Here is a 26,570-nt window from a genome sequence, read left to right as displayed (position 1 = left end):
TCAGTCACTTTTAGCTAATACAGATCCCAGGCGAGCGGCAATCCTCTGAGGGACTTGACGCTGCACCGCCTGCACTGCCTGTTCAATCGCGACGGTAAATGCTCGCTGATTGGCGGCGCCATGACTCTTAATCACGATGCCGCGCAATCCTAACAGACAGGCGCCATTATACTGGTCGGGGTTGAGGTGACTGAATCGCCGCGTCAGGCTTTTTTGTAACCAACGCTTTAATAAAATCAGCCACCAGGACCTTTTTTTACCTTCTCCCTGCGATTTCAGCAGAGAAAGGAACATTCGTACGACCCCTTCCATGGTCTTCAACGTCACGTTTCCGGTGAAGCCATCACACACTAATACATCCGTTTTGCCCGTCAGCAACTCATTGGCTTCGAGATAACCAATATAGTTGATGGAGGGGACCTGTTTGAGTATTTCCGCAGCGTCGCGGATACTGTCCAGGCCTTTAGTCTCTTCTTCACCAATATTCAGTAAAGCAACGCGGGGATTGTTAATCCCGACCACGTCTTCAGCCAGCACCGACCCCATAACGGCAAACTGAGCCAGCATTGTACTATCACAATCCACGTTAGCGCCCAGATCCAGCACCACCGTTTTGCCCTTCTGCTGATGCGGTAATACCGTCACCAGCGCCGGACGCTCAATGCCCTCAATCGGCTTGAGCAATAATTTCGACAGCCCCATCAGCGCGCCAGTATTTCCCGCGCTGACGCAAGCCTGCGCTCGCCCTTCTTTCACCAGCTCCAGCGCCATTCGCATAGAGCTGCCACGGCTATTACGAATAGCCTGCGATGGCCGGGCATCACTGGCAATAACTGACTGCGCAGGAATAATCTGCAGACGCGAACGTTGTTCAAAGTCAGCTTTTGCAAGTAATGGCGTGATTGTGTCGGGATTACCGACTAAAAGAAGTGTGAGTTGCGAATTAGAATTCAGTGCCTGCAATGCTGCAGGCACTGTCACGGTAGGGCCAAAATCTCCCCCCATGACATCTAACGCCAGGGTTAGACGTGTCAAGGTATCGTCGCAGCCTGGTTCGGTAAACTCCCCGTTTGCACGGGGAAGTTCCTCACTAAGCCTAATCACGCTGACGCGTGATTACTTAGTGATAACCTTGCGGCCGCGGTAGAAACCGTCAGCGGTGATGTGGTGACGCAGGTGTTTCTCACCAGAAGTCTTGTCTACAGACAGGCTGGTAACTGCGGTCAGCGCGTCATGGGAACGACGCATGCCACGTTTGGAACGGGTTGGTTTATTCTGTTGTACGGCCATGGACCTTACTCCTCAATTACTTACGCTTTAAGCTGGCTAATACGGCAAATGGGTTTGGTTTTTGCGCTTCATCAGGCAGTTCCCCAAAGACCATGTCCGCCTCGGACACTTCACAGTGTTCAGAATCATGCACCGGAACGACTGGCAGGGAGAGGATGACTTCATCTTCAACCAGCGCCAGAAGATCGATTTCACCGAATTCGTTAACCTCAATCGGCTCATATGCTTCCGGGAGTGCTTCAGCCTGTTCGTCAGAACGAACCGGACTAAAACAATACGTTGTGTGAACATGCTGTACAAACGGTTTCCCGCAACGCTGACATTCGAGCGTTACCGTCACCTTTGCATCACCGGTTAACACGGCGAGACGCTGGTTGTCGATAGCGAACGACATGGAGCATTCTACATCACTGTCCACACTGACTACAGATTCGGCAATACGCTCAGCCTGATCGGAAGAATAGATTCCTTCGTAATCGAGGCGTTTTTGAGCCGTACGAACCGGATCAAGAGTCAGGGGTAATTTTACCTTTTGCATAGGGCGCGCATATTAACTTTGTAACGTCATAGAGTCAAAGAAAAAGGCAACCAGAGCTGCCTTTTGCCAATTATTCGCACACATTGCGGCCTGTAGTTTAAAATGGCTGGCATCGATACGCTATATCTGGTGATAAAAATATGCCAAATCTCGTCCTTGCTTCCACTTCACCTTATCGCCGAATGCTGCTGGAAAAGCTCGGGATCCCGTTTGAATGCGCTGCGCCGGAGGTGGATGAAACGCCACAGCCGGGCGAGTCACCGCGTCATCTGGTGACCCGTCTCGCGAAAGAGAAAGCACAGTCGCTGGCCGTACGTTACCCCGCACATCTGATTATAGGCTCCGATCAGGTTTGTGTGCTGGACGGCGAAATCACCGGCAAACCGCATACGGAAGAAAACGCCTGCCAGCAGCTGTTGCGTGCGCGAGGCGGTATCGTGACCTTTTATACCGGCCTGGCGCTTTATAATTCGGCTTCCGGTCATCTGCAAACCGAGTGCGAGCCGTTTGATGTGCACTTCCGTCATCTTAGCGAGCAGGAGATTATGGATTATGTGCGTCGGGAACGTCCGCTGAACTGTGCAGGGAGCTTTAAAAGTGAAGGACTAGGGATTGCGTTGTTCGACAAGCTCGATGGCCGCGATCCCAACACGCTGGTGGGGTTGCCGCTGATTGCGCTGTGCCAGATGTTAAGGCGAGAAGAGTGTAATCCGCTGACGATGTGACCGTTGCGGCCTGATGCTCACAGGGAGAGGGAGAAAAACATGTTGGCCGGGTAAGCGCAGCGCCACCCGGCACAAAATCAGCCGCGCAGAACTTTCAGACAGCGTTTGAGCTGCTCATCCAGCGGCGCTTCAATACGGATAACTTCGCCGGTATTAGGATGGGTAAATTTCAGCGCTGCCGCGTGCAGGAACAGACGCGACAGCCCTGTTCCCGCCAGCTGCTTATCAAATTCGCGATCGCCATAGCGGTCATCAAACGCAATCGGATGGCCCGCAAACTGGGTATGGACGCGAATCTGGTGGGTACGCCCCGTCACCGGACTACAGCGCACCAGCGTGGCGAATTCGTAGCGCTCTTCAACTTTAAAGCGCGTCTCAGACGGTTTCCCTTCCTGATTAACACGAACAATGCGCTCGCCGCTTTGCAGAATATTTTTCAGCAGCGGCGCCTGCACCACTTTCACGTGGGACTGCCACTGGCCGCGAACCAGCGCCAGGTAATCTTTCTGCATCCCTTTTTCACGAAGTTGCTCGTGCAAAGAACGCAGCGCAGAACGTTTTTTCGCCACCAGCAGCACGCCAGAGGTATCGCGGTCAAGACGGTGAACCAGTTCGAGGAAACGCGCTTCCGGGCGCAGCGCGCGTAACCCTTCAATCACGCCGAAGCTCAGACCGCTCCCCCCGTGTACCGCCGTTCCGGACGGTTTATTCAGCACCAGAATGTGGTCGTCCTCATAAAGGATAACGTCGCTCAGGGCCGCGACTTTTTGCAGCTTCGGAGAAACGACCTCTTCTTCACGCTCTGCAACACGTACCGGTGGAATCCGGACTTCATCGCCCGCCTCGAGCTTATACTCTGGCTTCACGCGTTTTTTGTTCACCCGCACCTCGCCCTTACGCAAGATGCGATAAATCATACTTTTTGGCACGCCCTTCAACTGGGTGCGCAAAAAATTATCGATACGTTGCCCCGCCTCGTCGTCGGCGATGGCAACCATTTTTACGGCTGGAGTCTCTGTTTTCATGGTTGGCGATTCTAAATAGCGTCAGACATTAGCGCCACTCATTTTTCTATGCTTATATTTACTTTTATCCGGACCACTCCCCTTTCGCGCAATCGATTTGGTGGTTATTAAACCAATCACCCCCTTGAAGTGAAGAAACTGTGAGTAACCGGGTGATAATTGGTAAAAGTCATCTTGCTATAACCCGGCGAGCAGTGGAATAATGAATCCGTTTTCCGCGTTAAATCCGGGTTTTGTAAGGATGTCGACGGAATGACCAATTTTGTCTGACCGATCATCCACGCAGCAATGGCGTAAGACGTATTGATCTTTCAGGCAGTTAGCGGGCTGCGGGTTGCAGTACTTCCCGGTATAAGGATTGTTCTCTGGAGAGTTTTCCCAGGCAATTCCCCTGATAATTGCGCTGTGTTTCCGTATGAAACACAGGCAACCGACACTCTGCGCCTCTTAAGCGAGCGACAACCGTGAGGTTGGCGACGTGAATAGACACGAGGCCATCGGTTCATACCCCGGAAAGCGTCACCTTGCCCGCAGCTTTGTCGTCAATGTAAGAATAACGAGTAAGTTACGATGAAAAGAATGTTAATCAACGCAACTCAGCAAGAAGAGTTGCGTGTCGCCCTTGTGGATGGGCAGCGCCTGTACGATCTGGATATCGAAAGTCCTGGACACGAACAGAAAAAAGCGAACATTTACAAAGGCAAAATCACCCGCATTGAACCAAGCCTTGAAGCTGCATTTGTCGATTACGGTGCTGAGCGTCACGGTTTCCTTCCTCTCAAAGAAATCGCCCGCGAATATTTTCCTGCAAACTACAACTCCCATGGCCGTCCGAACATTAAAGATGTTCTGCGTGAAGGTCAGGAAGTTATCGTCCAGATCGATAAAGAAGAGCGTGGCAACAAAGGTGCCGCACTGACCACCTTTATCAGCCTGGCAGGAAGCTATCTGGTATTGATGCCAAACAACCCGCGTGCGGGTGGCATCTCTCGCCGTATCGAAGGCGATGACCGTACCGAGCTGAAAGAAGCGCTGGCAAGTCTCGAGCTGCCAGACGGCATGGGCCTTATCGTGCGCACCGCAGGCGTCGGCAAATCTGCCGAAGCGTTGCAGTGGGACCTGAGCTTCCGTCTGAAGCACTGGGAAGCCATCAAGAAAGCGGCTGAGAGCCGTCCTGCTCCGTTCCTGATCCACCAGGAAAGCAACGTTATTGTGCGTGCCTTCCGTGATTATCTACGTCAGGACATCGGTGAAATTCTGATTGATAACCCGAAAGTGCTTGAGCTGGCTCGCCAGCACATCGCCGCGCTGGGTCGCCCGGATTTCACCAGCAAAATTAAACTGTACACCGGTGAAATCCCGCTGTTCAGCCACTATCAGATTGAATCCCAGATCGAGTCTGCCTTCCAGCGTGAAGTGCGTCTGCCGTCCGGCGGTTCTATCGTAATTGATACCACCGAAGCGCTGACCGCTATCGACATCAACTCCGCGCGTGCAACCCGTGGCGGCGACATCGAAGAGACCGCCTTCAACACCAACCTTGAAGCCGCTGATGAAATCGCCCGCCAGCTCCGCCTGCGCGACCTGGGTGGTCTGATTGTTATCGACTTCATCGACATGACCCCGGTTCGCCACCAGCGTGCGGTTGAAAACCGTCTGCGTGAAGCGGTGCGCCAGGATCGCGCACGTATCCAGATTAGCCATATCTCGCGCTTCGGCCTGCTGGAAATGTCCCGTCAGCGTCTGAGCCCGTCACTCGGCGAGTCCAGCCATCACGTCTGCCCGCGCTGTTCCGGTACGGGTACCGTGCGTGACAATGAATCGCTCTCCCTCTCTATTCTGCGTCTGATTGAAGAAGAAGCGCTGAAAGAGAACACCAAAGAGGTTCACGCCATCGTTCCGGTGCCGATTGCCTCCTACCTGCTGAACGAAAAACGTGCAGCGGTAAGCGCAATTGAAGCGCGTCAGGGCGGTGTTCGCTGCATCATCGTGCCAAACGACGAGATGCAAACCCCGCACTATCACGTGCTGCGCGTGCGTAAAGGCGAAGAGACAAGCACCCTCAGCTACCTGCTACCGAAGCTGCATGAAGAAGAAATGGCGCTGCCATCGGATGAAGAGCCTGCCGAGCGTAAACTGCCTGAGCAGCCTGCATTAGCAACCTTCATCATGCCGGAAGCCCCGCCGGAAGCGACGCTGGAAAAACCAGCGGCAAAACCTGCCGTGCAAAAGGCGGCCCCTGCCGCGCCAAAAGCGCAACCTGAGCAGCCGGGTCTCCTGAGCCGCATCTTCGGCGCGTTGAAAAAAATGTTTGCTGGCGAAGAAGTTCAGCCTGAGCAGCCGAAAGAAGCGCCAAAAGAAGCGAAACCAGAGCGTCAGCAGGACCGTCGTAAGCGTCAGAACAATCGTCGCGATCGTAATGACCGCAACGACCGTAGCGATCGTAACGAGCGCCGTGATAATCGTTCCGAGAACAACGAAGGTCGTGAACAACGCGAGGACAACCGTCGCAACCGTCGCGAGAAGCAACAGCAGAACGTTGAAGATCGTGAGATTCGCCAGCAGGCGGGCGATGAGTCCGAGAAGAGCAAACAGCGTGACGAGCAGCAACCTCGCCGCGAGCGTAACCGTCGTCGTAACGACGAGAAACGCCAGGCCCAGCAGGAAGTCAAAAACCTGAACCGCGAAGCGCCTGTTGAACAGCAGGACACGGAGCAGGAAGAGCGTACTCAGGTTATGCCGCGTCGTAAGCAGCGTCAGCTGACCCAGAAAGTACGTGTGGGTGCTGTTCAGACGGAAGAAAACGACATTATCGCGGTTGAAACAGCAGAAAGCACAACGGGTACCCAGGTTGCAAAAGTTGACCTACCAGCCGTAGTGGAAAATCAGGTTGAGCAGGACGAAAGCAGCGAAAACCGTGACAACGCAGGTATGCCGCGTCGCTCCCGTCGTTCTCCGCGTCACCTGCGCGTGAGCGGCCAGCGTCGTCGTCGCTACCGTGACGAGCGTTACCCGACTCAGTCGCCAATGCCGCTGACCGTGGCGTGCGCGTCACCTGAGATGGCATCCGGTAAAGTCTGGATCCGTTATCCGGTTGCTCGCCCGGAGCAGGCTGTTGAAGAACAGGCTGTGACCGAAGAGGTGATTGCACCGGTAGCAGCGGTGGAAGACGTCGTGACTGAAGCGGCAACCGTGGTTGAACCGCAGGTTGTTGACACGGCGGCACCGCAGGCTGTGGAAGTGGAAACGACCCATCCTGAAGTGATTGCTGCGCCGGTTGATGCCGCCCCGCAGATCATTGCCGAAGAAGATACCGTGGTGGCTGAAGAAGTCGCGGAGGAAGCTGAACCAGTCTCCGCAGCAGAAGAGCCCGCAGACGTTGCCGTCGAAACGGTGACGGAAGAGGTTGTTCAGGACGTCGAGATTCAGGTTGAGCCTGTTGTCGAAGAGGTCAAAGAGGCTGAAGTGAAATCCGAGCCGGTTGAGGTCGTTGCCGCTCCAGCGCCTGCTCACGTTGCTACCGCGCCGATGACTCGCGCCCCGGCACCTGAGTATGTACCTGAAGCGCCACGCCATAGCGACTGGGTTCGTCCGGCATTCAACTTCGAAGGCAAAGGTGCTGCCGGTGGTCACAGTGCAACGCATATGGCTACTGCGCCAGCTACTCGTCCTCAGCCTGTTGAATAACGCACGCTAAGACTGAAAGCCGACCTTCGGGTCGGCTTTTTTATGGCTGTTGCAGGGGCTTTCTCATTCCGGTGACCTCCGGCATTATCTGCCGCATCAGCTCCAGAAAACGCCGCAAGCGCGCCGGATAATAACGAGACCAGGGGTAAACCAGATGTACCGGTAACGCTGCCGGCTGCCACTCTGGCAGTAGATGCACCAGTCTTCCTTCCTGAATATCATCCTGTACTGTCCAGCTGGATACCACCGCCACACCCAGCCCGGTGAGTGCCGTATTGCGCGCCACATACAGGCTGTCGGTACTCAGCCGTGGCGTAATGGTAACCCGCGCCGGGGCAGATGATGCATCGTGGAAAAGCTCCACATGGCGTTGATAAAAAGAGCTGATGGCAATCCAGGGAAGCTGCTGCAAATCTTCCGGCGTTTTAACCGCGGGGTAACGGGCCAGTAATTCCGGTGAAGCCACCACCGAGCGCGGCACTTCAGCCAGCAGCACGGACACGGTTGCCGGATCGACTTCCACACCCACCCGAATAGCACAGTCAAGGTTGTCGCCGAGGAAATCAACCGAGCGATCGTTGAGCATCCACTCTACAGAAAGCTGGGGATAGCGCTGTAAAAATTCGGTTAACGGTTTCAGAAGCTGATCCTGGCCAAACGCGTGCGGGGCGCGCACCCTCAGCACCCCAACCGGTTCATCTTCCGTCTGCCCTACCTCGTCTTCCAGCGCCAGCCAGCTGTCAATCACCCGTCGGGCATGCTGATAGCAGCGTTCGCCGTCATCGGTCAGCCGGGTCGTATGGGTTGTGCGCAACATCAGACGTACTCCCAGCATGGTCTCAAGCGACTGCAACCGTCGGCTCACCGTGGCCTGGGTTGTTGCCAGCTGACGTGCCGCCGCAGAAAGAGACCCCGCCTCCACAATGCGAACAAACGTTCGCATCAGTTCTACCCGATCTATACGCTCAGACCTTTTCATACCATTTTTACCCATACGCCACACGTATAAGCGTTTTACCACCGCGCCCGCTACCGTCGCAAGGCGTACTGATAAAAAATAGCCGCACACGACGAATGAGGTACATCTTATGAACACAACCACCACCCGGGCAGTAAGCCGCTGGGTAATCTTAATGCTGGCGCTCGGTGCGGGCTTTAGCGTGGCATCCATCTATTATGCCCAGCCTCTGCTGCCGCTGATGGGCTCAGACCTGCATCTGAGCATCGAAGGCATGGGCATGGTCCCGACGCTCACCCAGGCGGGTTATGCCCTGGGCATCCTGTTTCTGCTCCCGCTCGGCGATCGTCATGACCGCAGAACGCTGATCCTGATAAAAAGCGCGGCCCTGGCGCTGTTCCTGCTGGGTTGTAGCCTGACCGGACAACTGCACTCCCTGCTGCTCACCAGCCTGCTGATTGGCATGGCCGCCACCATGGCGCAGGATATTGTCCCGGCCGCAGCGATCCTCGCGCCGGAAGGCAAACAGGGAAAAACGGTCGGCACGGTGATGACCGGCCTGCTGCTGGGGATTTTGCTCTCCAGAACCGTGAGCGGCGTGGTGGGTGAAGCCTTTGGCTGGCGGGTGATGTATCAGCTTGCCGCCGCAAGTATTGCCTTTATTGGCGTGGTGATGTGGGCCGTGCTTCCCCGCTTCGCCGTTCACTCCACGCTGAGCTACCCGGCGCTGATGCGCTCCATGGAGCACCTGTGGCGTCGTTACCCGGCACTGCGTCGCGCGGCGCTGGCTCAGGGTTTTCTGTCGATTGCCTTTAGCGCATTCTGGTCAACGCTGGCGGTCATGCTGCTGGAACGGTATCACCTTGGCAGCGCCGTAGCGGGTGGATTTGGTATTGCCGGAGCCGCTGGTGCGCTGGCTGCACCGCTGGCAGGGGGTCTGGCAGATAAGCTGGGCGCCGGTAAAGTGACCCAGCTGGGTGCCGCGCTGGTGACCCTCTCGTTTGCCCTGATGTTCATGATGCCGGCACTGGGTGTACACGGTCAGTTGATCCTGATTGCCCTCTCCGCGGTCGGTTTCGATCTCGGCTTGCAGTCCAGCCTCGTGGCCCACCAGAACCTGGTCTACAGCCTTGAGCCGCAGGCCCGCGGACGCCTGAACGCCCTGCTGTTTACCGTCATTTTCATCGGAATGGCGCTGGGTTCGGCATTAGGCAGCAATATCTATACGCTGGCAGGCTGGTCTGGCGTGGTGGCTCTGGCAACCCTGTGTGGTGCCATTGCGCTGGCTATCAGAGTGATTGAAAGCGCCCGGGTGCTGTCCGCACAGGCAGAAAGTGTGTAAAAAAAATGCCCAACCCGGACGGGTTGGGCAGTCAAAACATGCCCAGTTTCAAGACATGTCAAACAGGTCAGAGTCTTATTTGTTCATCTGGAACAAAGACATACCCTGCATATCGCTAAAGGCTTTATACGAGGCCTGCAACGCCGCCTGCTGCATGGTGTAGGACGAAATCACCGAGTTCCAGTCCACGTCAACCAGGTTACTCATCTGCTGCGTCTGACCCAGCGCGCGGTCTTCACCCAGAGCGTCCAGCTTGCCCAGCTCATCCAGCTTGATGCCGAGGTCGGCGCGCACGGTCAGCACGTTGTTGAGGGAGTTGCTCAGGCCACGGTTGGCTTTATCAATAGCCGCCGTAAACGCCTCGGCTTTCGTTTCGTCCTCCCCAATCGGCGTATTTAACGCTTCAATTGCGGAGTCGAGGATCTTAAACAAATTCGTTTCCGGCGCACTACCATCTGGCTCTGGCTTGGCATTGCTGGTGAAGCTATCGAAAACTTCAGTGCCCGTATGGCTAATTTGCATCGTGCGCGCGGAGTCAACCTGCTGGCTGATTGGCGTTCCGCCGCCCTTATAATCACCCGTCGCCTGGTCGAAAGCCGCCGCTTCGGTCTTGTAACCGGAAAAAATATAGCGACCGTTACCGTCCGTGCTGTTAGCCAGGTTCATGAGCTGATCGCGAATACCTTGCAGGTTCGTGGCCAGCGAAGCGCGGTCATCGTCACTTAACGTACCGTTGCCCGCATTGACAATCTTTTCCTGAGCAGCCTGGATGGCGGTTGTCACTTGCGATAACACGTTCTCTTCCAGCGAGACTTTCGTCGTAGCGAAGGAGCGTGCCAGCGCATACTGGCTGTTTTGCGTTTGGGCCTGAGAGAGCACAACGGCCTGCGAGGCGGCAATCGGATCGTCAGACGGACGGTTGATACGCTTCCCCGTAGACATCTGCTCGCCGTAGCTGAGCCAGAGACTTTGGGAGTTCGTCACGCCGCGCATGCTTTGCTCATACATCATTTGAGTACTAATACGCATTTTTTATGCCTCAGCCTTAGCGGATATTGATCAATGCATCAAACAGCGTGCTCGCCGTTTGCAGCACCTGCGCATTCGCCAGATAGTACTGCTGATAGCGTTGCAGGTTGCCATACTCTTCATCCAGGTTAACCCCGGAGATTGACTGCTGTTGTTTGGTCAGCTGCGTCACCACGTTAACTTTGGTTTCGCTGCTGGTTTTCAGCGACGCCGTGGTGCTGCCCACCGTACTGACCAGCGCGGCATAAGCATCGTTAAAGGTTTTGTTCCCTCCTACCAATTTGGCGCTCTGTAAATCCAGCAGCTTCTGGCCATTGGTATTGTCGCTTTCGCCGCTTCCTTTCGCGGAGGCCATCGCCAGTTTGGATTCGTCGCTGATCGCTACGTCCATATTCACAATGACGTCATTCACCGGTTTGACGATGAAACTGTCTTTATTATCGGCTGAGCCGCTAATCTTAACGTTGAGACCATCAAACGACAGATTACCGCTGGCGTCAGGCTTGGCCGTGAAGCTGGTGTTGTCCGACAGACGCGTGATTGTCCAGTCAGTACCGTTGTACTCAACTTTATAGTTTGTCGCCTGAACCTTTGTACTGTCCGTCATCGTGGCCGTAACGGACGCGCTTCCGGTGTTTTTACCGTTACTCAGCACTGCCGGAGAGCCAAAATCAAACAGCTTGCCGCCTGCATCCCCGTTGGCATCAAAGCCAGCCTGGTGCTGGGTATTCATGGCATCCGCAAACGCCAGCGCCATCTGGTTAAGGGTGTTTCGCGCCTGATCCAGATCCTGAGAACGGAACGTTAACAGCCCCCCAAGCGACCCCGTGGTGATCTGTTTTTCTGAGATTTCCACGTTGCCCGCAGCGGCATCCACATACGCAATTGTTGTACGCGCTGGGTCCGCACTGGATTTCACCGCCGCCAGCTGGCTGGCGTTGCTGCCCTGTACCAGTGTGTAACCATTGGCGATAGAGATGTTGTAGGTGCCGCTGTCCTGTACGGTGACGTTCACACCGACAATCTTGTTCAGTTCACTCACCAGCTGATCGCGCTGATCGAGCAGTTCATTCGGGGATGCGCCCGCACCGACGCCAGTCAGCCGGGAGATCTGATCGTTAAGATTGGCAATCTGTTTCGCGTAGTTATTGATCTGATCGACGCTGGTAGAAATCGCCGTATTGACCTGTGCATCCTGATCGCGGAGATATTGATCGTTGGTTTTAAACTGGTTTACCAGACCATCCGCCTTCCCGAGTACCGTCTGGCGTGCAGCCGGATCTTCTGCGTTACTCACCAGCGTTTGCAGGCTTTTAAAGAAATCCTGGAGGTTGGCAGAAAGCGAGTTTGTGGTATCAGAAAGCACGTCATCAATTTTTGACATCTGCTGGTAGCGCGTGGTCAGCCCACTGCTCTGGTTCTGCGCCGCGCGCAGCTGGTTGGTGATAAACGCATCATATTCACGCTGAACACCGGAGACATAGACCCCGTTACCCACCCAGCCACCGCCGGTCAGGGTGCTGTTTGATGCCCCCAGAATGGTGGTCTGGCGGGTATAACCTGCCACGTTGTAGCTTGAAATATTATTACTGACGGTATTGAGTGCCGACTGCGCAGCACTGAGGCCACTCATGGCGCTGTTAATCAAACTGGACATGGGGGTTCCTTTTATACGTTCAGACACGAGTCCTGATGAAGGTTATCGGCAACCTCCACCGGGACTTGAGAACTTTCAGAACAGATTTTCGAGATCTGTGCTATACGCTTTGCTGACCTTCTCAGACATAGATTTCAGCTGCTGGATCATGCTGGTCAGCTTGCGCGCATAATTTGGATCGGTCGCGTAGCCAGCATTCTGCAATGCCTGAGCGCCCTGCTCTGGCGTGGCGGCCTGGGTCACGGCGGTGTAGCGCGGATTCCGGCTCAGCAGCCCGACATAATCCGACAACGCTTCCAGATAAGAGCTGTAGACGCGGAATTTGGCTTTCACCTTCACTGCCGCACCGTTCTCATATTCGGTGGTGGTGATCTCGGTGGTCGGCCCTTTCCAGCTGGAGGTGGCCTTCACGCCAAAAATGTTGAAGCTCGGCTCACCGTTCTCCCTGCGGATCTGACGTTGCCCCCAGCCCGACTCCAGCGCCGCCTGCGCCAGAATCAGATGGTGCGGCACGCCGCTCTCTTCACTGGCAAGACGCGCCGGCAGGGAGAGCTGCGCCAGGAAGTCTTTGCTGTCGCCGGAGAGCGGCTCGTCACGCGTTTCTGCCGGCTTCGGCATCGCCTTACGCACCATCTGCGTCAGCGCCTGATTTTGATAACTGGTCACCTTTTCCAGATCAAACTTCAGCGGCACCTGCTGCAGGGCCTCTTCAGGCGGGAGCCCCTGAGCGGCTGCGGTCTGCTTCACGATCATGTCCGCCAGGCCGAGCCCCTTTCCGGCGGTCATTTGCTGGGCAATCTGCTGATCGTACATGCTGGTGTAAAGCCGCGTGGAATCGCTGCTGAACATGCCATCTTTCGGCAGGGTTTCACGCATGCTTTTCAACATCATCTGTACGAACATGCCTTCCACCTGACGGGCAACCGGGCGGATATTCGCCGCCGGATCCTTGCCCGCTTTGGTTTTCAGCTCGTTGAGCGACTGGGCATCCCAGGCGGCACTGGTCAACAGTTTGCTATCGGTCAGCATTTAGATGATTTCCAGTCTGGCGCGCAGGCAGCCTGCACTTTGCATGGATTGCAGAATGGACATCAGATCCATTGGCGTTGCACCCAGCGCATTCAGAGCACGCACCACGCTGTTCAGGTTGGCGCTGGAGCGCACGCTCTGCAACGAACCGCCGCTCTGTCGCAAATCAATCTGCGTTTGCGGGGTCACTACCGTCTGACCGCCACCAAACGGGGTATCCGGCTGGCTGACGTTGGCCGAGCGGTTAACCGTGACGGAGAGATTGCCCTGCGCCACGGCGCAGCTGTCCAGCGTCACTTCGCGGTTCATCACCACCGAGCCGGTACGGGAGTTGATAATGACTTTCGCATCCTGTACCGGCACGTTCACTTCCATATTCTGGATATCGGCCAGCAACCGCACCTGGTTGCTGCTGCCGGTTGACGTGCGGATCTGTACGGTACGGGCATCCAGCGCGGTGGCGCTGCCGTAGCCCCGGCTGCGGTTGATGGTGTCAGCGATCTGCTGCGCCATCGTAAAGTCTTCGTTATTCAGTTGCAGGTTAATGGTGTTGCCGGTGCCGAACTGGGTCGGCAGCTCACGTTCGATGATCGCGCCGTTGGTAATACGTCCCCCGTTCAGCTGGTTCACCTGCACGCTGCTGCCGCCCGCCGACGCGCCTGCTCCGCCAACCAGAATGTTGCCCTGCGCCAGAGCATACACCTGGCTGTCGACGCCTTTCAGCGGCGTCATCAGCAACGTACCGCCGCGCAGGCTTTTGGCGTTACCCATCGACGAGACAACCACGTCGATGGTCTGCCCCTGACGCGCAAAGGCCGGATAAGACGCGGTCACCATCACGGCCGCCACGTTTTTCAGCTGCATGTTGGTCCCGGCCGGTACGGTAATACCGAGCTGCGAGAGCATGTTGTTCAGGCTCTGGGTGGTGAACGGCGTCTGGGTCGTCTGGTCACCCGTCCCATCCAGCCCCACCACCAGGCCGTAGCCAATCAGCGAGTTTTCGCGCACGCCCTGCACGCTGGTGAGATCGCGTATGCGATCGGCCTGCGCAACGGTAGCGACCAGCGACAGCGCCACGGCGAAGAGAAATTTATACATAGGTCACCTCGCTTACATCGGCGATAAGTTAAGGAAGAAGCGTTGCAGCCAGCCCATATTTTGCGCTTCGTTGATGTAGCCGTTGCCGACGTACTCAATGCGCGCATCCGCCACCTGGGTGGACGGTACGGTGTTGGTGCCGCTGATAGTGCGAGGGTTAACCACACCGGAGAAGCGAATGAATTCCGTACCCTGGTTAATGGCGATCTGTTTTTCGCCCACCACGTGCAGGTTGCCGTTCACCAGAACCTGGTCAACCGTAACCGTCAGCGTTCCGCTGAAGGTGTTGCTGGCGTTCGCACCACCTTTACCGTTAAAGGTATTGCCGCCGGAGGCTTCCACATCCGCACGGGCGTTGCCGAACAGCCCTTGCAGATAGCGCGGCACGGTGTCGAAGCCAAAATTGGTTTTGCCGTCGCGGCTGGCGTTCGCCGACGAGCTCTTACTCGCACTGACGTTTTCCTGCAACACAATGGTCAGCGTATCGCCAACGTTACGCGGACGACGGTCTTCAAACAGCGGCTGATAACCGTAGTTAATCGGCTGCGCGGTCTGGAAAATAGAGCCGTTCACCACCGGCGCGGGGCCGGGAACGGGTTGGGCGGTAGTCGCACCCTGTACCAATGGTTTAGACGGGATCCAGGCACACCCGCTGAGGGTGACGGCCAGAACAGTCAGGATCGGATAACGAAACGCCGCGTTTTTTTGCATTGCCTTCATCTTCGAAAACAGGGAGCCGGTGCGACGTTTACCGCACCGGGCTACACCTTAGAGTTGCGTCAGTTTTTGCAGCATCTGGTCGGTCGTCGACACTGCTTTACTGTTAATTTCATAGGCGCGCTGGACCTGGATCATATTCACCAGCTCTTCCGCCACGTTAACGTTCGAGGTTTCCACATACCCCTGATACAGCAGCCCCGCCCCGTTCAGGCCCGGGGTACTTTCATTTGGCGTGCCGGAAGACTGCGTTTCGGTGTAGAGGTTCTCGCCGATGCTTTCCAGTCCGGTATCGTTCATGAAGGTGGTCAGGTTGAGCTGTCCAACCTGGACCGGCGCGGCCTGACCTTGCTGAGTGACGCTGACGATACCGTCACGACCAATGGTGATACTCAGCGCGTTCGCCGGTATGGTGATCGCAGGCTGAACCTGGAAACCGCCCGCCGTCACCAGCTGACCATTCTGATCCACCTGGAACGAACCATCGCGGGTATAGGCGGAGGTCCCGTCAGGCAGCTGCACCTGGAAGAAACCCTGACCTTTAATGGCAACGTCTTTACTGTTGTTGGTCTGGGACAGGTTGCCCTGGCTGTGCAGACGCTCGGTGGCGACCGGGCGCACGCCGGTACCAATTTGCAGACCGGACGGCAGCGTGGTTTGCTCAGAAGACTGCGCCCCTGGCTGACGAATCGTTTGATAAAGCAAATCTTCGAAAACCGCACGCTGGCGCTTGAAACCATTGGTGCTGACGTTTGCCAGGTTGTTGGCAATCACATCCATATTGGTTTGCTGTGCGTCCAGACCGGTTTTCGCGATCCATAAAGAACTGATCATAGGGAGTCCTGTTAACTCATAGCCAGAAGTTGGTTAGCCTTGCCTGCGTTTTCATCGACGCTGCTGATGATTTTCATCTGCATTTCGAAGCGGCGGGCGCTGGCGATCATGTCGGTCATGGCTTCCACCGGTTTGACGTTACTGCCTTCCAGCACGCCGGACATCACGCGGATGGTCGGGTCGGCCTGTAACGTGGCGCCACGCGTGGCCTGCGCCGCCTGGGTCAGACGGAACATCCCGTCATCGCCACGCTGCACTTCGTTGCCTTCCGCTTTCACCAGCTTCAGACGACCGACAGGCGCAACGGTGTTCGCCGGGTCGCCCGGGTTTAACGCCGAGATCGTCCCGTCTGCCGCAATGGTCAGCTCTGACCCTTCCGGCACCGTCAACGGACCGGCTTCGCCCATCACCGGATGCCCCTGAATCGTCAGCTGCCCGGTGGCGCTCACCTGGATATTACCGTTGCGGGTATACCCTTCCCCGCCGTCAGCCGTTTGCACCGCCAGCCAGCCGTCCTGCTGAAGGGCAACGTCCAGCGGACGCGCGGTGTAATCCATCTGACCTGGCGTCATGTCGGCGCCCGGCGTGGAGGCGGTGACCAGCGTACGCGTGGGCAATGACAGCCCTTCTACCGGCACCGCACGCAGCGCGTTGAGCTGCGCACGAAAACCTGGCGTGGAAGCGTTCGCAAGGTTGCTGGCGGTAACAGCTTGCTGATTGAGCGTCTGGCTTGCTGCGCCCATCGCTGTATATATTGCGTGATCCATTGCGCTTTCCCGTCAGCTGCTTAACGCAGGTTAACCAGCGTGTTGAGGATCTGATCCTGGGTTTTGATGGTCTGCGCGTTGGACTGGTAGTTACGTTGCGCGACGATCATGTTCACCAGCTCTTTACTCAGATCGACGTTGGAGGCTTCCAGCGCACCGTTAGTCAGCGTGCCGAAGTTACCGGAACCCGCGGTTCCCAGCAGGGCAACCCCGGAAGACTGCGTGGCAGACCAGACGTTATCCCCTTCGGATTTCAGGCCTTCGTTGTTGGCGAAGTTTGCCAGCACGATCTGGCCCAGCACCTGGGTCTGTTCGTTCGAATAGTTACCGACAACGGTACCGTCATCGTTGATCTGGTAGCTCACCAGATCGCCCGGCTTATAGCCGTTCTGGCTCGTCGCCACGATGTTGTTCGCACCGGTGTTTTGCTGCATGGAGTTGGCGAAACTCATGTCAAACGTGGCTGGCGTCGCGCCCGGAACGGTGCCCGTTGTAATCTTGATATCATCGCCACCCGTCAGCACACCACTCTCGTTAAAGGTCAGCGTGGTTGCCAGTTTCGCTGCATCTCCCGCTACGCTGCCGTCCTGCGAATACACTTTCCAGGAGTTAGCTGGCGTCTCGTTTTTGACATAAAACAGGTTCATGTTGTGCGCATTACCCTGGCTGTCAAACACCGTCACGGTGCCTTTCTTGTTGTAAGAGTCAGGGTTGGACGGATCGAAGGCGACGGTTGGCGCGGTATCGGTGGAGTTCAGGTTGATCTGCTGAGAGGCAGTGGTGGTGGACTTCGCCGCCATCAGCGTCGTTGGGATGGAGATCGCCTGCGGATTCGCACCGGTTTGCACCGTAGGCGGCGTGCCGGCAACCGGATAACCGGTTAACTGAAGCCCCTGCATGTTCACCAGGTTACGGTTTTCATCCAGCTTGAACTGGCCGTTGCGGCTGTAGAACACGGAACCGTTGGCATCCACCATACGGAAGAAACCGTTCTGGCTGATGGCGACGTCCAGACCGCGACCGGTGTTGGTGGTCGTCCCGTCGGTGAAGTCCTGGGTGATACCCGCAACCTTCACGCCCAGGCCCACTTTAGAGCCTGCAAACATATCTGCAAAAGACGCAGAACCGGATTTAAAACCATAGGTCGCGGAGTTGGCGATGTTGTTGCCAATGACGTCCAGGTTGGTGGCCGCAGCATTCAGGCCGCTGACCGCTTGAGAAAAGGCCATGACTTACTCCTGATAAGTATGAAGGCTTAGATAATCTGCCGAACTTCGTCGAGTGTGGTGGTACCGGAGGTACCCAAATCCAGTTTGTTACCATCGCTACCTTTGATGACGCCCTGAACCAGGGCAAACTGTAGCGGCTGAGCCACCAGCTGAGTGGTGCCGTTGCTGGCGCTAATCGCAATCTGATACGAGCCGTTAGGCGCTTTAGTGCCGTCGGTCAGGCTGCCATCCCAGGTAAAGGTATGAACGCCCGCTTTAAGCTCGCCAATCTCAATCGTGCGCACCACGTTGCCGCTGGCGTCTTTGATTGTGGCGGTGACTTTGTCGGCCGGCTGCTGCAACTCAACGCCAAACGGCGTGGTGGTGGTGGTGGACGTGCCATCGGTAGTGCTGGTGCCCGCCAGAATCGTGGTCCCCGGGATCATCACCCCGTGACCGATCAGGTTGGCGGCCTGCAAGGACTGGCTGTTATCGATTTGACCGGAGACCGAGCCGAGCGTGGTGTTCAGTTTCTCAATGCCGCTGACGGTACTGATCTGCGCAAGCTGCGTGGTCAGTTCGTTGTTCTGCATCGGATTGGTCGGGTCCTGATTTTTCAGCTGCGCCACCAGCAGGGTCAGAAAGCTGCTCTGTAAATCGGAGGCATTGCTCCCGGTGAGAGAGCTGGAACCGGTCGCACTGCTGGTGCTGTTGACGCCGGTATTTGTCGGGTCATTCACGTTTACGGCGATGGACATGCGTGTCTCCTTTACTGGCCGAGAGTGAGTGTTTTGAGCATCATGCTCTTCACGGTATTAAGCACTTCGACATTTGCCTGGTAACTGCGCGACGCGGACATGGAGTTCACCATCTCCCCGACCACATCCACGTTCGGCATTTTCACGTAGCCGCTGGCATCCGCAAGCGGGTTGCCTGGCTCGTAAACCAGCTTGTCGGGCGCCTGGCTCTCAACCACATCCGCCACTTTTACGCCGCCCGTTGCCGCACCCGGTGCAGCATCAACCTGGAAGACAACCTGTTTAGCGCGATACGGTTGCCCGTCAGGGCCGGTCACGCTGTCGGCGTTGGCCAGGTTACTGGCGGCCACGTTCAGTCGTTTGGACTGCGCCGTTAATGCCGAACCGGCGATATCAAAAATATTCAGCAAGGCCATTTACTAATTGCCCCCCTGTAGGACGGTCATCATGCCTTTAATTTGCCCGCCGAGTAGCGTCAGACCTGTCTGGTATTGCAGGCTGTTATCGGCAAACTGTGTGCGCTCCCGGTCCATGTCGACGGTATTGCCATCAAGCGAGGGCTGATCGGGAATACGGTAAAGCAGGTCGGTCGTTGGCGCGGTCATCGCCTGAGCGGGAATATGACGTGAGGATGTCAGGGCCAGTGAGACACCCGTTCCTTCGGCACGTCCACGCTCCATCACTTTTTTGAGTTCACTGGAAAAATCAATATCGCGCGCCTGATACCCGGGGGTATCCGCGTTGGCGATATTGGCGGCTAAAATCTCCTGCCGCTGGGCGCGTAAATTGAGCGCTTCCTGCTGAAAACGTAACGCGGCGTCGAGTTTATCGAGCATGTCTCCTCCGCTGATGAGAAAATTTCAGTTCACAGCTTAAATCTCACCCCGTCTCCCCTATCGACGGAATAAGCGCAAAATGCGTCGCTATTTGTTGCGTTGATGGAAAACCACTGCGGGTAGAATTTGCTAAATTCTGGACATGGTGGAACGTGCGATGCGGACTTTTAAACGTGGCCTGGCGGCGACCCTACTGCTTTTAAGCCCTCTGGTGCAGGCTGAGGGGTTAGAAGACCAGCTCAATGCATTCTTTGCGCAGAAGCTGGCCGGTTTCAGCGATGACGTACGCGTGACCGTGCGCACCCCGCCTAACCTTTACCCTTCCTGCGAAGCCCCGTCATTTAGCGTGACCGGCAGCACCCGCTTATGGGGCAACGTGAACGTGCTGGCGCGTTGCGCCAACGAAAAACGCTATTTACAGGTTGCGGTTCAGGCGACGGGCAATTATGTTGTCGCCGCCGTTCCCATTCCCCGGGGCAGCCTGCTGCAACCTGACAGCGTAACGCTGAAGCGAGGCCGTCTGGATCAGCTTCCACCGCGGACGATGCTGGATATCAACCAGGCTCAGGAGGCGGTCAGCCTGCGCGATGTCGCTCCTGGACAGGCGATACAGCTATCCATGCTGCGCCAGGCGTGGCGGGTGAAAGCAGGACAACAGGTGATGGTGGTCGCCAATGGCGAAGGCTTTAGTATCAACAGTGAAGGAAAAGCGCTGAATAATGCCGCAGTGGCACAAAATGCCCGGGTCAGAATGTCCTCAGGCCAGGTGGTCAGCGGCACGGTCGGTCCTGATGGGAATATTCTGATTAACCTGTAATCTTTTTAAAGATTTCGCGGCGACTGCCGATAAATATTCAACAAATGATGATGTCAGGCGCAAACGCCGCGAACCCTCGATGAGGACAACACTATGAGCATTGATCGTACATCAGCCCTGAAGCCGGTTAGCACTGTACAACCTCGCGAAACGAATGAGGCTGCCCCGCAAAAAACGCGTCTGGAAAAAACGTCGACGGCTAACAGCACCAGCGTCACGCTGAGCGATGCGCAGTCGAAGCTGATGCAGCCAGGCAGCAGCGATATCAATATGGAACGTGTTGAAGCGCTGAAAACGGCTATCCGTAACGGCGAACTGAAAATGGATACCAGCAAAATCGCTGATGCGCTGATTCAGGACGCACAGAGTTTCCTCCAGAGTAACTAACCGTATGAGTCGACTGTCAGAAATACTGGATCAGATGACGGTGGTCCTGAACGACCTGAAAACGGTGATGGATGCAGAACAGCACCACCTCTCTTCTGGTCAAATCAACGGCAGCGCGTTGCAACGCATAACTGAAGATAAAAGCTCGCTGCTGGCGACCCTGGATTATCTGGAAAAACAGCGACGCGCTGAGCAAGACGCGAAACGCAGCGCCAATGATGAGATCAACGAACGCTGGCAGACCATTACAGAAAAAACCCAGCATCTTCGCGATCTTAACCAGCATAACGGCTGGCTGCTGGAAGGACAGATTATCCGTAATCAGCAGGCGCTTGAAGTGTTAAAGCCCTATAAAGAGCCGGGGCTGTACGGTGCGGATGGTCAGACGGCCACGGCACGTATCACGGGTGGGAAAAAGATTTCGATTTGACGCAGTAGCGGCACGTCATGAAGCGGGGAGCACCTTCTGGTGAACTCCCCTTTTGGCGTTTATACCGTGCGGCGGGTGAACTCTTTCACTTTGAAGCCAAGCACCGCCAGCATGGCAAAGTACGCCACCACACCGACCACCACCACGGCCATCAGACGCATCAGGCGGTAAGGCATGGTGCCCTGCGCCCACTCAGGCATGACATACAACATGCCAACCAGCGCGGCCGCCATCACCACTACCGCAATCGCCAGACGCAGCAGGAAGCTTGCCCAGCCCGGCTGCGGTGTGAAGATATCCTGCTTGCGCAGCTGCCAGTACAGCAGCCCGGCGTTCAGACAGGCCGCCAGACCAATCGACAATGACAGCCCCGCGTGTTTCAGCGGTCCAATAAACGCCAGGTTCATCAGCTGCGTCATGATCAGCGTCACAATGGCAATCTTAACCGGCGTTTTGATGTCCTGACGTGAATAGAAACCGGGCGCAAGCACCTTCACGACAATCAGCCCCATCAGCCCCACCGAGTAGGCTACGAGCGCACGCTGGGTCATAGCGGCATCAAAGGCGGTGAACTTTCCATACTGGAACAACGACACCGTCAGCGGTTTCGCCAGGATCCCCAGCGCCACCGCGCTTGGCAGCGCCAGCAGAAAACAGAGACGCAGGCCCCAGTCCATCAGGCGGCAGTATTCATCGTGGTTGCCGCTGGCGAAACTTTTCGACAGCGACGGCAGCAGAATAGTCCCCAGCGCCACGCCCAGCACCCCGGATGGAAACTCCATCAGACGATCGGCGTAGTACATCCAGGACACCGAGCCCGACACCAGGAAAGAGGCGAAGATGGTATTGATGATCAGCGAGATCTGGCTAACGGACACGCCGAGTATCGCCGGTCCCATCTGTTTGATAACGCGCATTGCGCCCGCATCTTTGAAATTAATGCGCGGCAGAACCAGCATGCCGATTTTTTTCAGGTGCGGAAGCTGGTAAGCAAGCTGTAACACGCCGCCGACGGTCACGGCCCAGGCCAGCGCCAGCACCGGTGGGTTAAAATGCGGCGCGGCGAACAGCGCAAAGCCAATCATGCTGACGTTGAGGAACGTGGGGGCAAAGGCCGGAACGGAGAAGCGGTTCCAGGTATTCAGGATGGCACCCACCAGCGACGCCAGCGAAATCAGCAGAATATAGGGGAAGGTTATACGCAGCAGTTGGGTGGTCAGGGTAAATTTATCCGCTGTGTCAGCAAAACCCGGCGCCGTCACCATGATCACCCAGGGCGCTGCCAGCATCCCCAGGACGGTCACGATCGCCAGCGCCAGCGTCAGTAATCCGGAAACGTAGGCCACAAAGACGCGAGTGGCATCTTCGCCCTGTTTGCTTTTATATTCTGCGAGGATCGGAACAAATGCCTGTGAAAAGGCCCCTTCGGCAAAAATACGGCGCAGCAGGTTTGGCAGCTTAAAGGCGACGAAAAAGGCGTCAGTCGCCATCCCGGCGCCAAAAACCCTTGCCACAATGGCATCGCGCGCAAAGCCAAGCACGCGGGAAAACATGGTCATCGAGCTGACGGCCGCCAGCGATTTTAATAAGTTCATTAACGTGAAGTTCCACAACCCTACGGATTTCCAGGACGGGCAAGCGTTAGCGCCACCCGGCAAAGCCAACAAGCGGCGCTTAGTCTAACCGGATTTCAACGAATTACTATCGGCAGATGTTACAACGCGTTATTCCGACATGGCTTCGCGCCAGAGTCGTTCCACAATGCGCTGCGCCAGAATAGCCTGCTCCCCGGACGTTTCAGGAACCGTCTGATTCTGCACGCAGGTGATGAAGTGACGCGCGCAGCCCACGAAGCCACGCTGCTCCAGGGTGCTTTGCCAGCCGGGAACCGGTAACGCGACCACGCCATTGCCCTTCTCTTCCCGCCACTCTCGCATATCGGTGACGTCATACAGCGCGCCATCCGTAACGGCCTGCACGGACTCGCGCTGGCTGCCCGCCCGACGATGCATGCTGGTCGTCACCTGCAAATGCTCAACGGCAAAATGATGTTCGGCGTAAACCATCTCACCCTGCTCGTTGGTCAGCAGCGTGCCGCTTTGCAGCTGGGCTTTTCCGTTACTCAGCCACAGGGCCGTATCCACGACGTGGAGATAATCATCCAGCAGCGTGAAGCGCAGGTCGTTAGGCCCCACGCTGTCGGTACGGTGCTTATCCATACGCAGAGAGGCGAACGAGCCGGACTGCGCTTTAAGCTGCTGATAGAGCGGCGCAAAACGGCGGTTGAAGCCGACCATCAGCGTCAGCTTTTTACGCGCGGCCAGCTCAATCAGTCGTTCAGCATCCTGTACATTTTCCGCCAGGGGTTTATCCACGCAGACGTGAACGCCTGCGTTCAGCAACTCGCTCACCACCTGGTAGTGCGTCGCGGTTGAGGTATGCACAAATACCGCATCACATTCACGGGCTAAATCCTGTAGCGAACCGGCATAAGGGATGCGCCAGGTTTTGCAGATGCGCTCTGCTTTCTCGCGGGTGGGCGACCACGCCCCTTGCAGCGTCCAGTCGGACGCGGCGCCTAAAACGGGCAGCCAGGCTTTTTGCGCGATCCCTCCCAGCCCCACAACACCAATGCGTAATGTTGTCACGATTAATCTCCCAGATGTGCGAGTAACGCATCCAGACGCTGCTTCAGCCCGGCAACCTCGTCTTCCAGGGCTGCCACGCGCGCGGTCAGGCTGTCGTTTGATGCTGGCGTGTCGGATTCTACGGCCAGCGCAGAGGGCTCAACGTCGCCGCTAAACAGGTGCATGTAGCGGCTTTCACGCTTGCCCGGCTCGCGTGGCAGACGCACCACGTAAGGACCGTCCTCGCGTGAGGCCAGCCCCTCCAGCGTCTTTTCAACGTCCTGCATATCCTGAAACTCATACATGCGGGAGGCGCGCGTGCGCAGTTCCCCCGGCGTCTGCGCCCCGCGCAGCAGCAGCGTGGTGATCACTGCCACTTCTGCGGCGCTGAGTTTTAAATCGCCAAATTCGGAATTACAAAAGCGCTGTTCATATTTAGTGACGCGATTGCCGAAGCCGCTGACGGTGCGCAGGTAGTGGCGCTTCACCAGCTCATCAAGGATATCCTGCACCTCGTGCTCGCCAAGGTTCATCACCGGCTCACGGTTCGTCTTCTGGTTGCAGGCCATCGTGACGGCATTCACGGACAGTGGATACTGTTCCGGCGTGGTGACCTGCTTTTCCAGAAGGCAGCCGATCACGCGCGCTTCGGCGCCATTTAACTGATATTTCATTTTTTCTCCTTAACGACCCGCGGTCCACTCCTGGGTGGTGAGCGCGGTGAGCACATGGTCCCGCCACTCGCCGTCAATCAGCAGATAATCTTTGGCATAGCCCTCTTTCTCAAACCCCAGGCGGGCCAGCAGATCGCCGCTGCGCTTATTGTGCGGCATGTAGTTGGCCATAATGCGATGGATATGTTGCGTGCGCTGCATGTAGCGAATCGCCGCCGTCAGCGCCTCAAACATGAGCCCCTGCCCCTGCCATTTCTGACCGATGGAGTACCCGAGATAGCAGGCGTGAAACGACCCGCGTACCACGTTTGAAAAATTGGCAATGCCAACGATCTCTTTCTCTTCCGGATCGAGAAGCGCGAAATAAAACGCACTTCCCTGTTTATGAAATTCCGCAATCATACTGAGGCGCGCCTGCCAGCCAGAGGGGTAGCAGTGGCTCTCGTCCCGAACGGGTTCCCAGGGTTTTAAAAACTGGCGATTCTCGGCGTAATAATCCGCCAGACGCCAGGCATCACGCTCATGCACCAGACGAACGACCAGCCTGTCCGTCGTCAGACGCACTTTTGGCACATTACTGCGATAGCCAAACATCGTTACCACTCCTTCCCGTCGCTTCTGCTCTGCCTGTTAGCTTTACTATACCTGCGCCTGTGCCTTCTGTGAAAACAGTGACATACCATTTTGATCGCTTTTCACATTTTTCGATGAGAACTCTCTATCAAAGCACCTTTTTGATAAAAAAATATTGTCACCAGCGGGTATGGGAAAAAGCCCGGCGACACCGCAGAATGTTAGCGTGCTCACCTTTTATTTTCCCTGGAGGGAAAATGTCCCGCGTATCACAGGCCAGGAGCCTGGGTAAATATTTCCTGCTCGTCGATAACATGCTGGTCGTGCTCGGCTTTTTTGTCGTTTTTCCGCTTATATCGATTCGTTTTGTCGATCAAATGGGCTGGGCGGCATTGATGGTCGGGATCGCGCTGGGTCTACGCCAGTTTGTACAACAGGGTCTGGGCGTGTTTGGCGGCGCAATAGCCGACCGCTTCGGCGCGAAACCGATGATCGTCACCGGCATGCTGTTACGTGCGGCGGGATTCGCCACCATGGCAATCGCTCATGAACCCTGGCTGCTGTGGTTCTCCTGTTTCCTTTCCGGGATTGGCGGCACCCTTTTCGACCCACCGCGTACCGCGCTGGTGGTTAAGCTTATCCGTCCGCAACACCGGGGGCGCTTCTTTTCGATTTTGATGATGCAGGACAGCGCTGGCGCGGTGGTGGGCGCCCTGCTGGGAAGCTGGCTGCTGCAATACGATTTCCGCCTGGTCTGCGCCACCGGCGCGGTGTTGTTTATTCTCTGCGCGCTGTTTAACGGTCTGTTTCTGCCCGCGTGGAAGCTGTCGACGGTGAAGGCGCCTGTGCGGGAAGGGCTTGACCGCGTGCTGAGCGATAAACGCTTCGTCACCTATGTGTTAACCCTGACCGGCTACTACATGCTCGCCGTGCAGGTCATGCTGATGCTACCCATTATGGTTAACGATATTGCCGGCACGCCGGCAGCGGTGAAATGGATGTATGCCATTGAGGCCTGCCTCTCTCTGACGCTGCTCTATCCGATTGCCCGCTGGAGCGAGCGCCGTTTCCGGCTTGAGCACCGTCTGATGGCCGGGCTGTTGCTGATGACGCTGAGCATGATGCCCATCGGCCTGGTGAGTTCGCTTCAGCAACTGTTTATGCTCATCTGCACCTTCTATATTGGCTCAATCATTGCCGAGCCAGCCCGTGAAACGCTGAGCGCGTCACTTGCCGACGCCCGGGCCCGAGGCAGCTACATGGGCTTCAGCCGTCTCGGGCTGGCGCTTGGCGGCGCACTGGGTTACACCGGTGGTGGCTGGCTGTTTGATGCCGGAAAAGCGCTCCATCAGCCGGAGCTGCCGTGGGTCATGCTCGGCATGGTCGGCTTTATGACGCTGATTGCCCTCTGGTGGCAGTTCAGTGATAAACGCAGCACCCGCGGGATGCTGGAGCCTGGCGCCTGACCCCTTTCATTATCAGTTTTTTCTGCTGGTTTCTGTTGGATCACCCTGACATACTGGCGTATCAGGACAGATGCGCCGATTTTATGTTGAGGAACGCC

At 56.5% G+C, this 26,570-nt stretch carries 27 protein-coding genes; 7 read left to right on the top strand and 20 right to left on the bottom strand.

All coding sequences use genetic code 11. The annotated features are described in order from the left end of the window. The 3 genes from plsX to yceD all read right to left on the bottom strand — a co-directional run bounded on the left by plsX (window position 1) and on the right by yceD (window position 1,828). Window positions 1-1,035 carry a phosphate acyltransferase PlsX gene (plsX, locus tag ACQG1Y_RS08805; RefSeq protein ID WP_017693638.1) on the bottom strand — a complete coding sequence of 345 codons (1,035 nt, stop codon included), beginning with the start codon at window positions 1,033-1,035 and terminating at the stop codon, window positions 1-3. Window positions 1,036-1,116: 81 nt separating this feature from the next. Next, window positions 1,117-1,290: a 50S ribosomal protein L32 gene (gene rpmF, locus ACQG1Y_RS08800; protein ID WP_003857964.1), complete on the bottom strand. Its 174-nt coding sequence runs from the start codon at window positions 1,288-1,290 to the stop codon at window positions 1,117-1,119. Window positions 1,291-1,306: 16 nt separating this feature from the next. After that, window positions 1,307-1,828, bottom strand: coding sequence for a 23S rRNA accumulation protein YceD (gene yceD, locus ACQG1Y_RS08795; protein ID WP_003857966.1), 522 nt, complete (start codon window positions 1,826-1,828; stop codon window positions 1,307-1,309). 140 nt (window positions 1,829-1,968) lie between these two features. Between yceD and ACQG1Y_RS08790 the strand changes: the two genes are divergently transcribed. Further along, a complete protein-coding gene (locus ACQG1Y_RS08790) occupies window positions 1,969-2,553 on the top strand; it encodes a Maf family protein (protein WP_017693639.1) in 585 nt (194 codons plus the stop codon). A gap of 77 nt (window positions 2,554-2,630) precedes the next feature. Here ACQG1Y_RS08790 and rluC read toward each other — a convergent pair whose 3' ends face one another. Then, window positions 2,631-3,578: a 23S rRNA pseudouridine(955/2504/2580) synthase RluC gene (gene rluC, locus ACQG1Y_RS08785; RefSeq protein ID WP_003857970.1), complete on the bottom strand. Its 948-nt coding sequence runs from the start codon at window positions 3,576-3,578 to the stop codon at window positions 2,631-2,633. Window positions 3,579-4,148: 570 nt separating this feature from the next. Between rluC and rne the strand changes: the two genes are divergently transcribed. Continuing rightward, a complete protein-coding gene (gene rne / locus ACQG1Y_RS08780; RefSeq protein ID WP_047057621.1) occupies window positions 4,149-7,265 on the top strand; it encodes a ribonuclease E in 3,117 nt (1,038 codons plus the stop codon). Window positions 7,266-7,305: 40 nt separating this feature from the next. Here rne and ACQG1Y_RS08775 read toward each other — a convergent pair whose 3' ends face one another. Continuing rightward, on the bottom strand, window positions 7,306-8,259 hold the full coding sequence (locus tag ACQG1Y_RS08775) for a LysR family transcriptional regulator (protein WP_032671510.1): 954 nt from the start codon (window positions 8,257-8,259) through the stop codon (window positions 7,306-7,308). A 94-nt stretch (window positions 8,260-8,353) separates the two neighbouring features. On the opposite strand from ACQG1Y_RS08775, the gene ACQG1Y_RS08770 reads away from it, so the two are divergent. Continuing rightward, a complete protein-coding gene (locus tag ACQG1Y_RS08770) occupies window positions 8,354-9,565 on the top strand; it encodes an MFS transporter (RefSeq protein ID WP_126495578.1) in 1,212 nt (403 codons plus the stop codon). Window positions 9,566-9,640: 75 nt separating this feature from the next. Here the strand turns inward: ACQG1Y_RS08770 and flgL are convergent, their stop codons facing one another. From flgL to flgB, 11 genes are all read right to left on the bottom strand, one after another. Continuing rightward, window positions 9,641-10,594: a flagellar hook-associated protein FlgL gene (gene flgL / locus ACQG1Y_RS08765; RefSeq protein WP_017384730.1), complete on the bottom strand. Its 954-nt coding sequence runs from the start codon at window positions 10,592-10,594 to the stop codon at window positions 9,641-9,643. Between the two features lie 16 nt (window positions 10,595-10,610). After that, the gene (gene flgK / locus ACQG1Y_RS08760) at window positions 10,611-12,251 is read right to left on the bottom strand and encodes a flagellar hook-associated protein FlgK (RefSeq protein WP_368740929.1); all 1,641 of its coding nucleotides are present in this window, start codon (window positions 12,249-12,251) and stop codon (window positions 10,611-10,613) included. 75 nt (window positions 12,252-12,326) lie between these two features. Then, the gene (flgJ, locus tag ACQG1Y_RS08755) at window positions 12,327-13,280 is read right to left on the bottom strand and encodes a flagellar assembly peptidoglycan hydrolase FlgJ (protein WP_033487239.1); all 954 of its coding nucleotides are present in this window, start codon (window positions 13,278-13,280) and stop codon (window positions 12,327-12,329) included. After that, entirely contained in the window at window positions 13,281-14,378 is a 1,098-nt protein-coding gene (locus ACQG1Y_RS08750; RefSeq protein WP_017384733.1) for a flagellar basal body P-ring protein FlgI, read from the bottom strand. Between the two features lie 12 nt (window positions 14,379-14,390). Beyond that, complete coding sequence (flgH, locus tag ACQG1Y_RS08745) at window positions 14,391-15,089, bottom strand: flagellar basal body L-ring protein FlgH (protein WP_003857987.1); 699 nt, start codon at window positions 15,087-15,089, stop codon at window positions 14,391-14,393. Window positions 15,090-15,146: 57 nt separating this feature from the next. After that, window positions 15,147-15,929: a flagellar basal-body rod protein FlgG gene (gene flgG, locus ACQG1Y_RS08740; RefSeq protein WP_000625853.1), complete on the bottom strand. Its 783-nt coding sequence runs from the start codon at window positions 15,927-15,929 to the stop codon at window positions 15,147-15,149. Between the two features lie 11 nt (window positions 15,930-15,940). After that, the gene (locus ACQG1Y_RS08735) at window positions 15,941-16,696 is read right to left on the bottom strand and encodes a flagellar basal body rod protein FlgF (protein ID WP_003857990.1); all 756 of its coding nucleotides are present in this window, start codon (window positions 16,694-16,696) and stop codon (window positions 15,941-15,943) included. Window positions 16,697-16,716: 20 nt separating this feature from the next. Continuing rightward, on the bottom strand, window positions 16,717-17,925 hold the full coding sequence (flgE, locus tag ACQG1Y_RS08730; protein ID WP_015570832.1) for a flagellar hook protein FlgE: 1,209 nt from the start codon (window positions 17,923-17,925) through the stop codon (window positions 16,717-16,719). Between the two features lie 26 nt (window positions 17,926-17,951). Further along, window positions 17,952-18,662 (bottom strand): flagellar hook assembly protein FlgD, encoded by a 711-nt coding sequence (flgD, locus tag ACQG1Y_RS08725; protein WP_058689469.1) that lies wholly within the window; start codon window positions 18,660-18,662, stop codon window positions 17,952-17,954. Window positions 18,663-18,673: 11 nt separating this feature from the next. Beyond that, window positions 18,674-19,078: a flagellar basal body rod protein FlgC gene (flgC, locus tag ACQG1Y_RS08720; protein WP_003857997.1), complete on the bottom strand. Its 405-nt coding sequence runs from the start codon at window positions 19,076-19,078 to the stop codon at window positions 18,674-18,676. 3 nt (window positions 19,079-19,081) lie between these two features. Further along, on the bottom strand, window positions 19,082-19,498 hold the full coding sequence (flgB, locus tag ACQG1Y_RS08715; protein WP_003857999.1) for a flagellar basal body rod protein FlgB: 417 nt from the start codon (window positions 19,496-19,498) through the stop codon (window positions 19,082-19,084). A gap of 157 nt (window positions 19,499-19,655) precedes the next feature. Here flgB and flgA point away from each other — a divergent pair, with 157 nt between their 5' ends. From flgA to flgN, 3 genes are all read left to right on the top strand, one after another. Continuing rightward, entirely contained in the window at window positions 19,656-20,315 is a 660-nt protein-coding gene (flgA, locus tag ACQG1Y_RS08710) for a flagellar basal body P-ring formation chaperone FlgA (RefSeq protein WP_023296301.1), read from the top strand. A 93-nt stretch (window positions 20,316-20,408) separates the two neighbouring features. Continuing rightward, window positions 20,409-20,702 (top strand): flagellar biosynthesis anti-sigma factor FlgM, encoded by a 294-nt coding sequence (gene flgM, locus ACQG1Y_RS08705; RefSeq protein ID WP_003858002.1) that lies wholly within the window; start codon window positions 20,409-20,411, stop codon window positions 20,700-20,702. Between the two features lie 4 nt (window positions 20,703-20,706). Continuing rightward, window positions 20,707-21,132, top strand: a complete 426-nt coding sequence (flgN, locus tag ACQG1Y_RS08700) for a flagella biosynthesis chaperone FlgN (protein ID WP_003858003.1) — start codon at window positions 20,707-20,709, stop codon at window positions 21,130-21,132. A gap of 59 nt (window positions 21,133-21,191) precedes the next feature. Here flgN and murJ read toward each other — a convergent pair whose 3' ends face one another. The 4 genes from murJ to rimJ all read right to left on the bottom strand — a co-directional run bounded on the left by murJ (window position 21,192) and on the right by rimJ (window position 25,027). Then, window positions 21,192-22,727 carry a murein biosynthesis integral membrane protein MurJ gene (murJ, locus tag ACQG1Y_RS08695; RefSeq protein WP_109937564.1) on the bottom strand — a complete coding sequence of 512 codons (1,536 nt, stop codon included), beginning with the start codon at window positions 22,725-22,727 and terminating at the stop codon, window positions 21,192-21,194. A gap of 129 nt (window positions 22,728-22,856) precedes the next feature. Beyond that, window positions 22,857-23,780: a Gfo/Idh/MocA family protein gene (locus ACQG1Y_RS08690; RefSeq protein ID WP_017384736.1), complete on the bottom strand. Its 924-nt coding sequence runs from the start codon at window positions 23,778-23,780 to the stop codon at window positions 22,857-22,859. A 2-nt stretch (window positions 23,781-23,782) separates the two neighbouring features. After that, the gene (locus ACQG1Y_RS08685) at window positions 23,783-24,433 is read right to left on the bottom strand and encodes a YceH family protein (protein ID WP_316378026.1); all 651 of its coding nucleotides are present in this window, start codon (window positions 24,431-24,433) and stop codon (window positions 23,783-23,785) included. A gap of 9 nt (window positions 24,434-24,442) precedes the next feature. After that, on the bottom strand, window positions 24,443-25,027 hold the full coding sequence (gene rimJ, locus ACQG1Y_RS08680; RefSeq protein ID WP_003858007.1) for a ribosomal protein S5-alanine N-acetyltransferase: 585 nt from the start codon (window positions 25,025-25,027) through the stop codon (window positions 24,443-24,445). A gap of 236 nt (window positions 25,028-25,263) precedes the next feature. Between rimJ and mdtH the strand changes: the two genes are divergently transcribed. Then, window positions 25,264-26,472 (top strand): multidrug efflux MFS transporter MdtH, encoded by a 1,209-nt coding sequence (gene mdtH, locus ACQG1Y_RS08675; RefSeq protein ID WP_003858008.1) that lies wholly within the window; start codon window positions 25,264-25,266, stop codon window positions 26,470-26,472. Window positions 26,473-26,570: the final 98 nt, after the last annotated feature.

This window comes from Enterobacter cloacae complex sp. 397G4, assembly GCF_050031515.1.
Taxonomy (GTDB): domain Bacteria; phylum Pseudomonadota; class Gammaproteobacteria; order Enterobacterales; family Enterobacteriaceae; genus Enterobacter; species Enterobacter hormaechei_C.
The sequence above is the reverse complement of the archived record's forward strand: the minus strand, read 5'-3'. Positions and strand labels throughout refer to the sequence as shown.

What these genes read in the sequence shown, in the direction of transcription:
- rpmF (WP_003857964.1), bottom strand. Translation starts at nt 1,290, where the DNA reads ATGGCCGTACAACAGAATAAACCAACCCGTTCCAAACGTGGCATGCGT.
- yceD (WP_003857966.1), bottom strand. Translation starts at nt 1,828, where the DNA reads ATGCAAAAGGTAAAATTACCCCTGACTCTTGATCCGGTTCGTACGGCT.
- ACQG1Y_RS08790 (WP_017693639.1), top strand. Translation starts at nt 1,969, where the DNA reads ATGCCAAATCTCGTCCTTGCTTCCACTTCACCTTATCGCCGAATGCTG.
- rluC (WP_003857970.1), bottom strand. Translation starts at nt 3,578, where the DNA reads ATGAAAACAGAGACTCCAGCCGTAAAAATGGTTGCCATCGCCGACGAC.
- rne (WP_047057621.1), top strand. Translation starts at nt 4,149, where the DNA reads ATGAAAAGAATGTTAATCAACGCAACTCAGCAAGAAGAGTTGCGTGTC.
- ACQG1Y_RS08775 (WP_032671510.1), bottom strand. Translation starts at nt 8,259, where the DNA reads ATGGGTAAAAATGGTATGAAAAGGTCTGAGCGTATAGATCGGGTAGAA.
- ACQG1Y_RS08770 (WP_126495578.1), top strand. Translation starts at nt 8,354, where the DNA reads ATGAACACAACCACCACCCGGGCAGTAAGCCGCTGGGTAATCTTAATG.
- flgL (WP_017384730.1), bottom strand. Translation starts at nt 10,594, where the DNA reads ATGCGTATTAGTACTCAAATGATGTATGAGCAAAGCATGCGCGGCGTG.
- flgK (WP_368740929.1), bottom strand. Translation starts at nt 12,251, where the DNA reads ATGTCCAGTTTGATTAACAGCGCCATGAGTGGCCTCAGTGCTGCGCAG.
- flgJ (WP_033487239.1), bottom strand. Translation starts at nt 13,280, where the DNA reads ATGCTGACCGATAGCAAACTGTTGACCAGTGCCGCCTGGGATGCCCAG.
- ACQG1Y_RS08750 (WP_017384733.1), bottom strand. Translation starts at nt 14,378, where the DNA reads ATGTATAAATTTCTCTTCGCCGTGGCGCTGTCGCTGGTCGCTACCGTT.
- flgH (WP_003857987.1), bottom strand. Translation starts at nt 15,089, where the DNA reads ATGCAAAAAAACGCGGCGTTTCGTTATCCGATCCTGACTGTTCTGGCC.
- flgG (WP_000625853.1), bottom strand. Translation starts at nt 15,929, where the DNA reads ATGATCAGTTCTTTATGGATCGCGAAAACCGGTCTGGACGCACAGCAA.
- ACQG1Y_RS08735 (WP_003857990.1), bottom strand. Translation starts at nt 16,696, where the DNA reads ATGGATCACGCAATATATACAGCGATGGGCGCAGCAAGCCAGACGCTC.
- flgE (WP_015570832.1), bottom strand. Translation starts at nt 17,925, where the DNA reads ATGGCCTTTTCTCAAGCGGTCAGCGGCCTGAATGCTGCGGCCACCAAC.
- flgD (WP_058689469.1), bottom strand. Translation starts at nt 18,662, where the DNA reads ATGTCCATCGCCGTAAACGTGAATGACCCGACAAATACCGGCGTCAAC.
- flgC (WP_003857997.1), bottom strand. Translation starts at nt 19,078, where the DNA reads ATGGCCTTGCTGAATATTTTTGATATCGCCGGTTCGGCATTAACGGCG.
- flgB (WP_003857999.1), bottom strand. Translation starts at nt 19,498, where the DNA reads ATGCTCGATAAACTCGACGCCGCGTTACGTTTTCAGCAGGAAGCGCTC.
- flgA (WP_023296301.1), top strand. Translation starts at nt 19,656, where the DNA reads ATGCGGACTTTTAAACGTGGCCTGGCGGCGACCCTACTGCTTTTAAGC.
- flgM (WP_003858002.1), top strand. Translation starts at nt 20,409, where the DNA reads ATGAGCATTGATCGTACATCAGCCCTGAAGCCGGTTAGCACTGTACAA.
- flgN (WP_003858003.1), top strand. Translation starts at nt 20,707, where the DNA reads ATGAGTCGACTGTCAGAAATACTGGATCAGATGACGGTGGTCCTGAAC.
- murJ (WP_109937564.1), bottom strand. Translation starts at nt 22,727, where the DNA reads ATGAACTTATTAAAATCGCTGGCGGCCGTCAGCTCGATGACCATGTTT.
- ACQG1Y_RS08685 (WP_316378026.1), bottom strand. Translation starts at nt 24,433, where the DNA reads ATGAAATATCAGTTAAATGGCGCCGAAGCGCGCGTGATCGGCTGCCTT.
- rimJ (WP_003858007.1), bottom strand. Translation starts at nt 25,027, where the DNA reads ATGTTTGGCTATCGCAGTAATGTGCCAAAAGTGCGTCTGACGACGGAC.
- mdtH (WP_003858008.1), top strand. Translation starts at nt 25,264, where the DNA reads ATGTCCCGCGTATCACAGGCCAGGAGCCTGGGTAAATATTTCCTGCTC.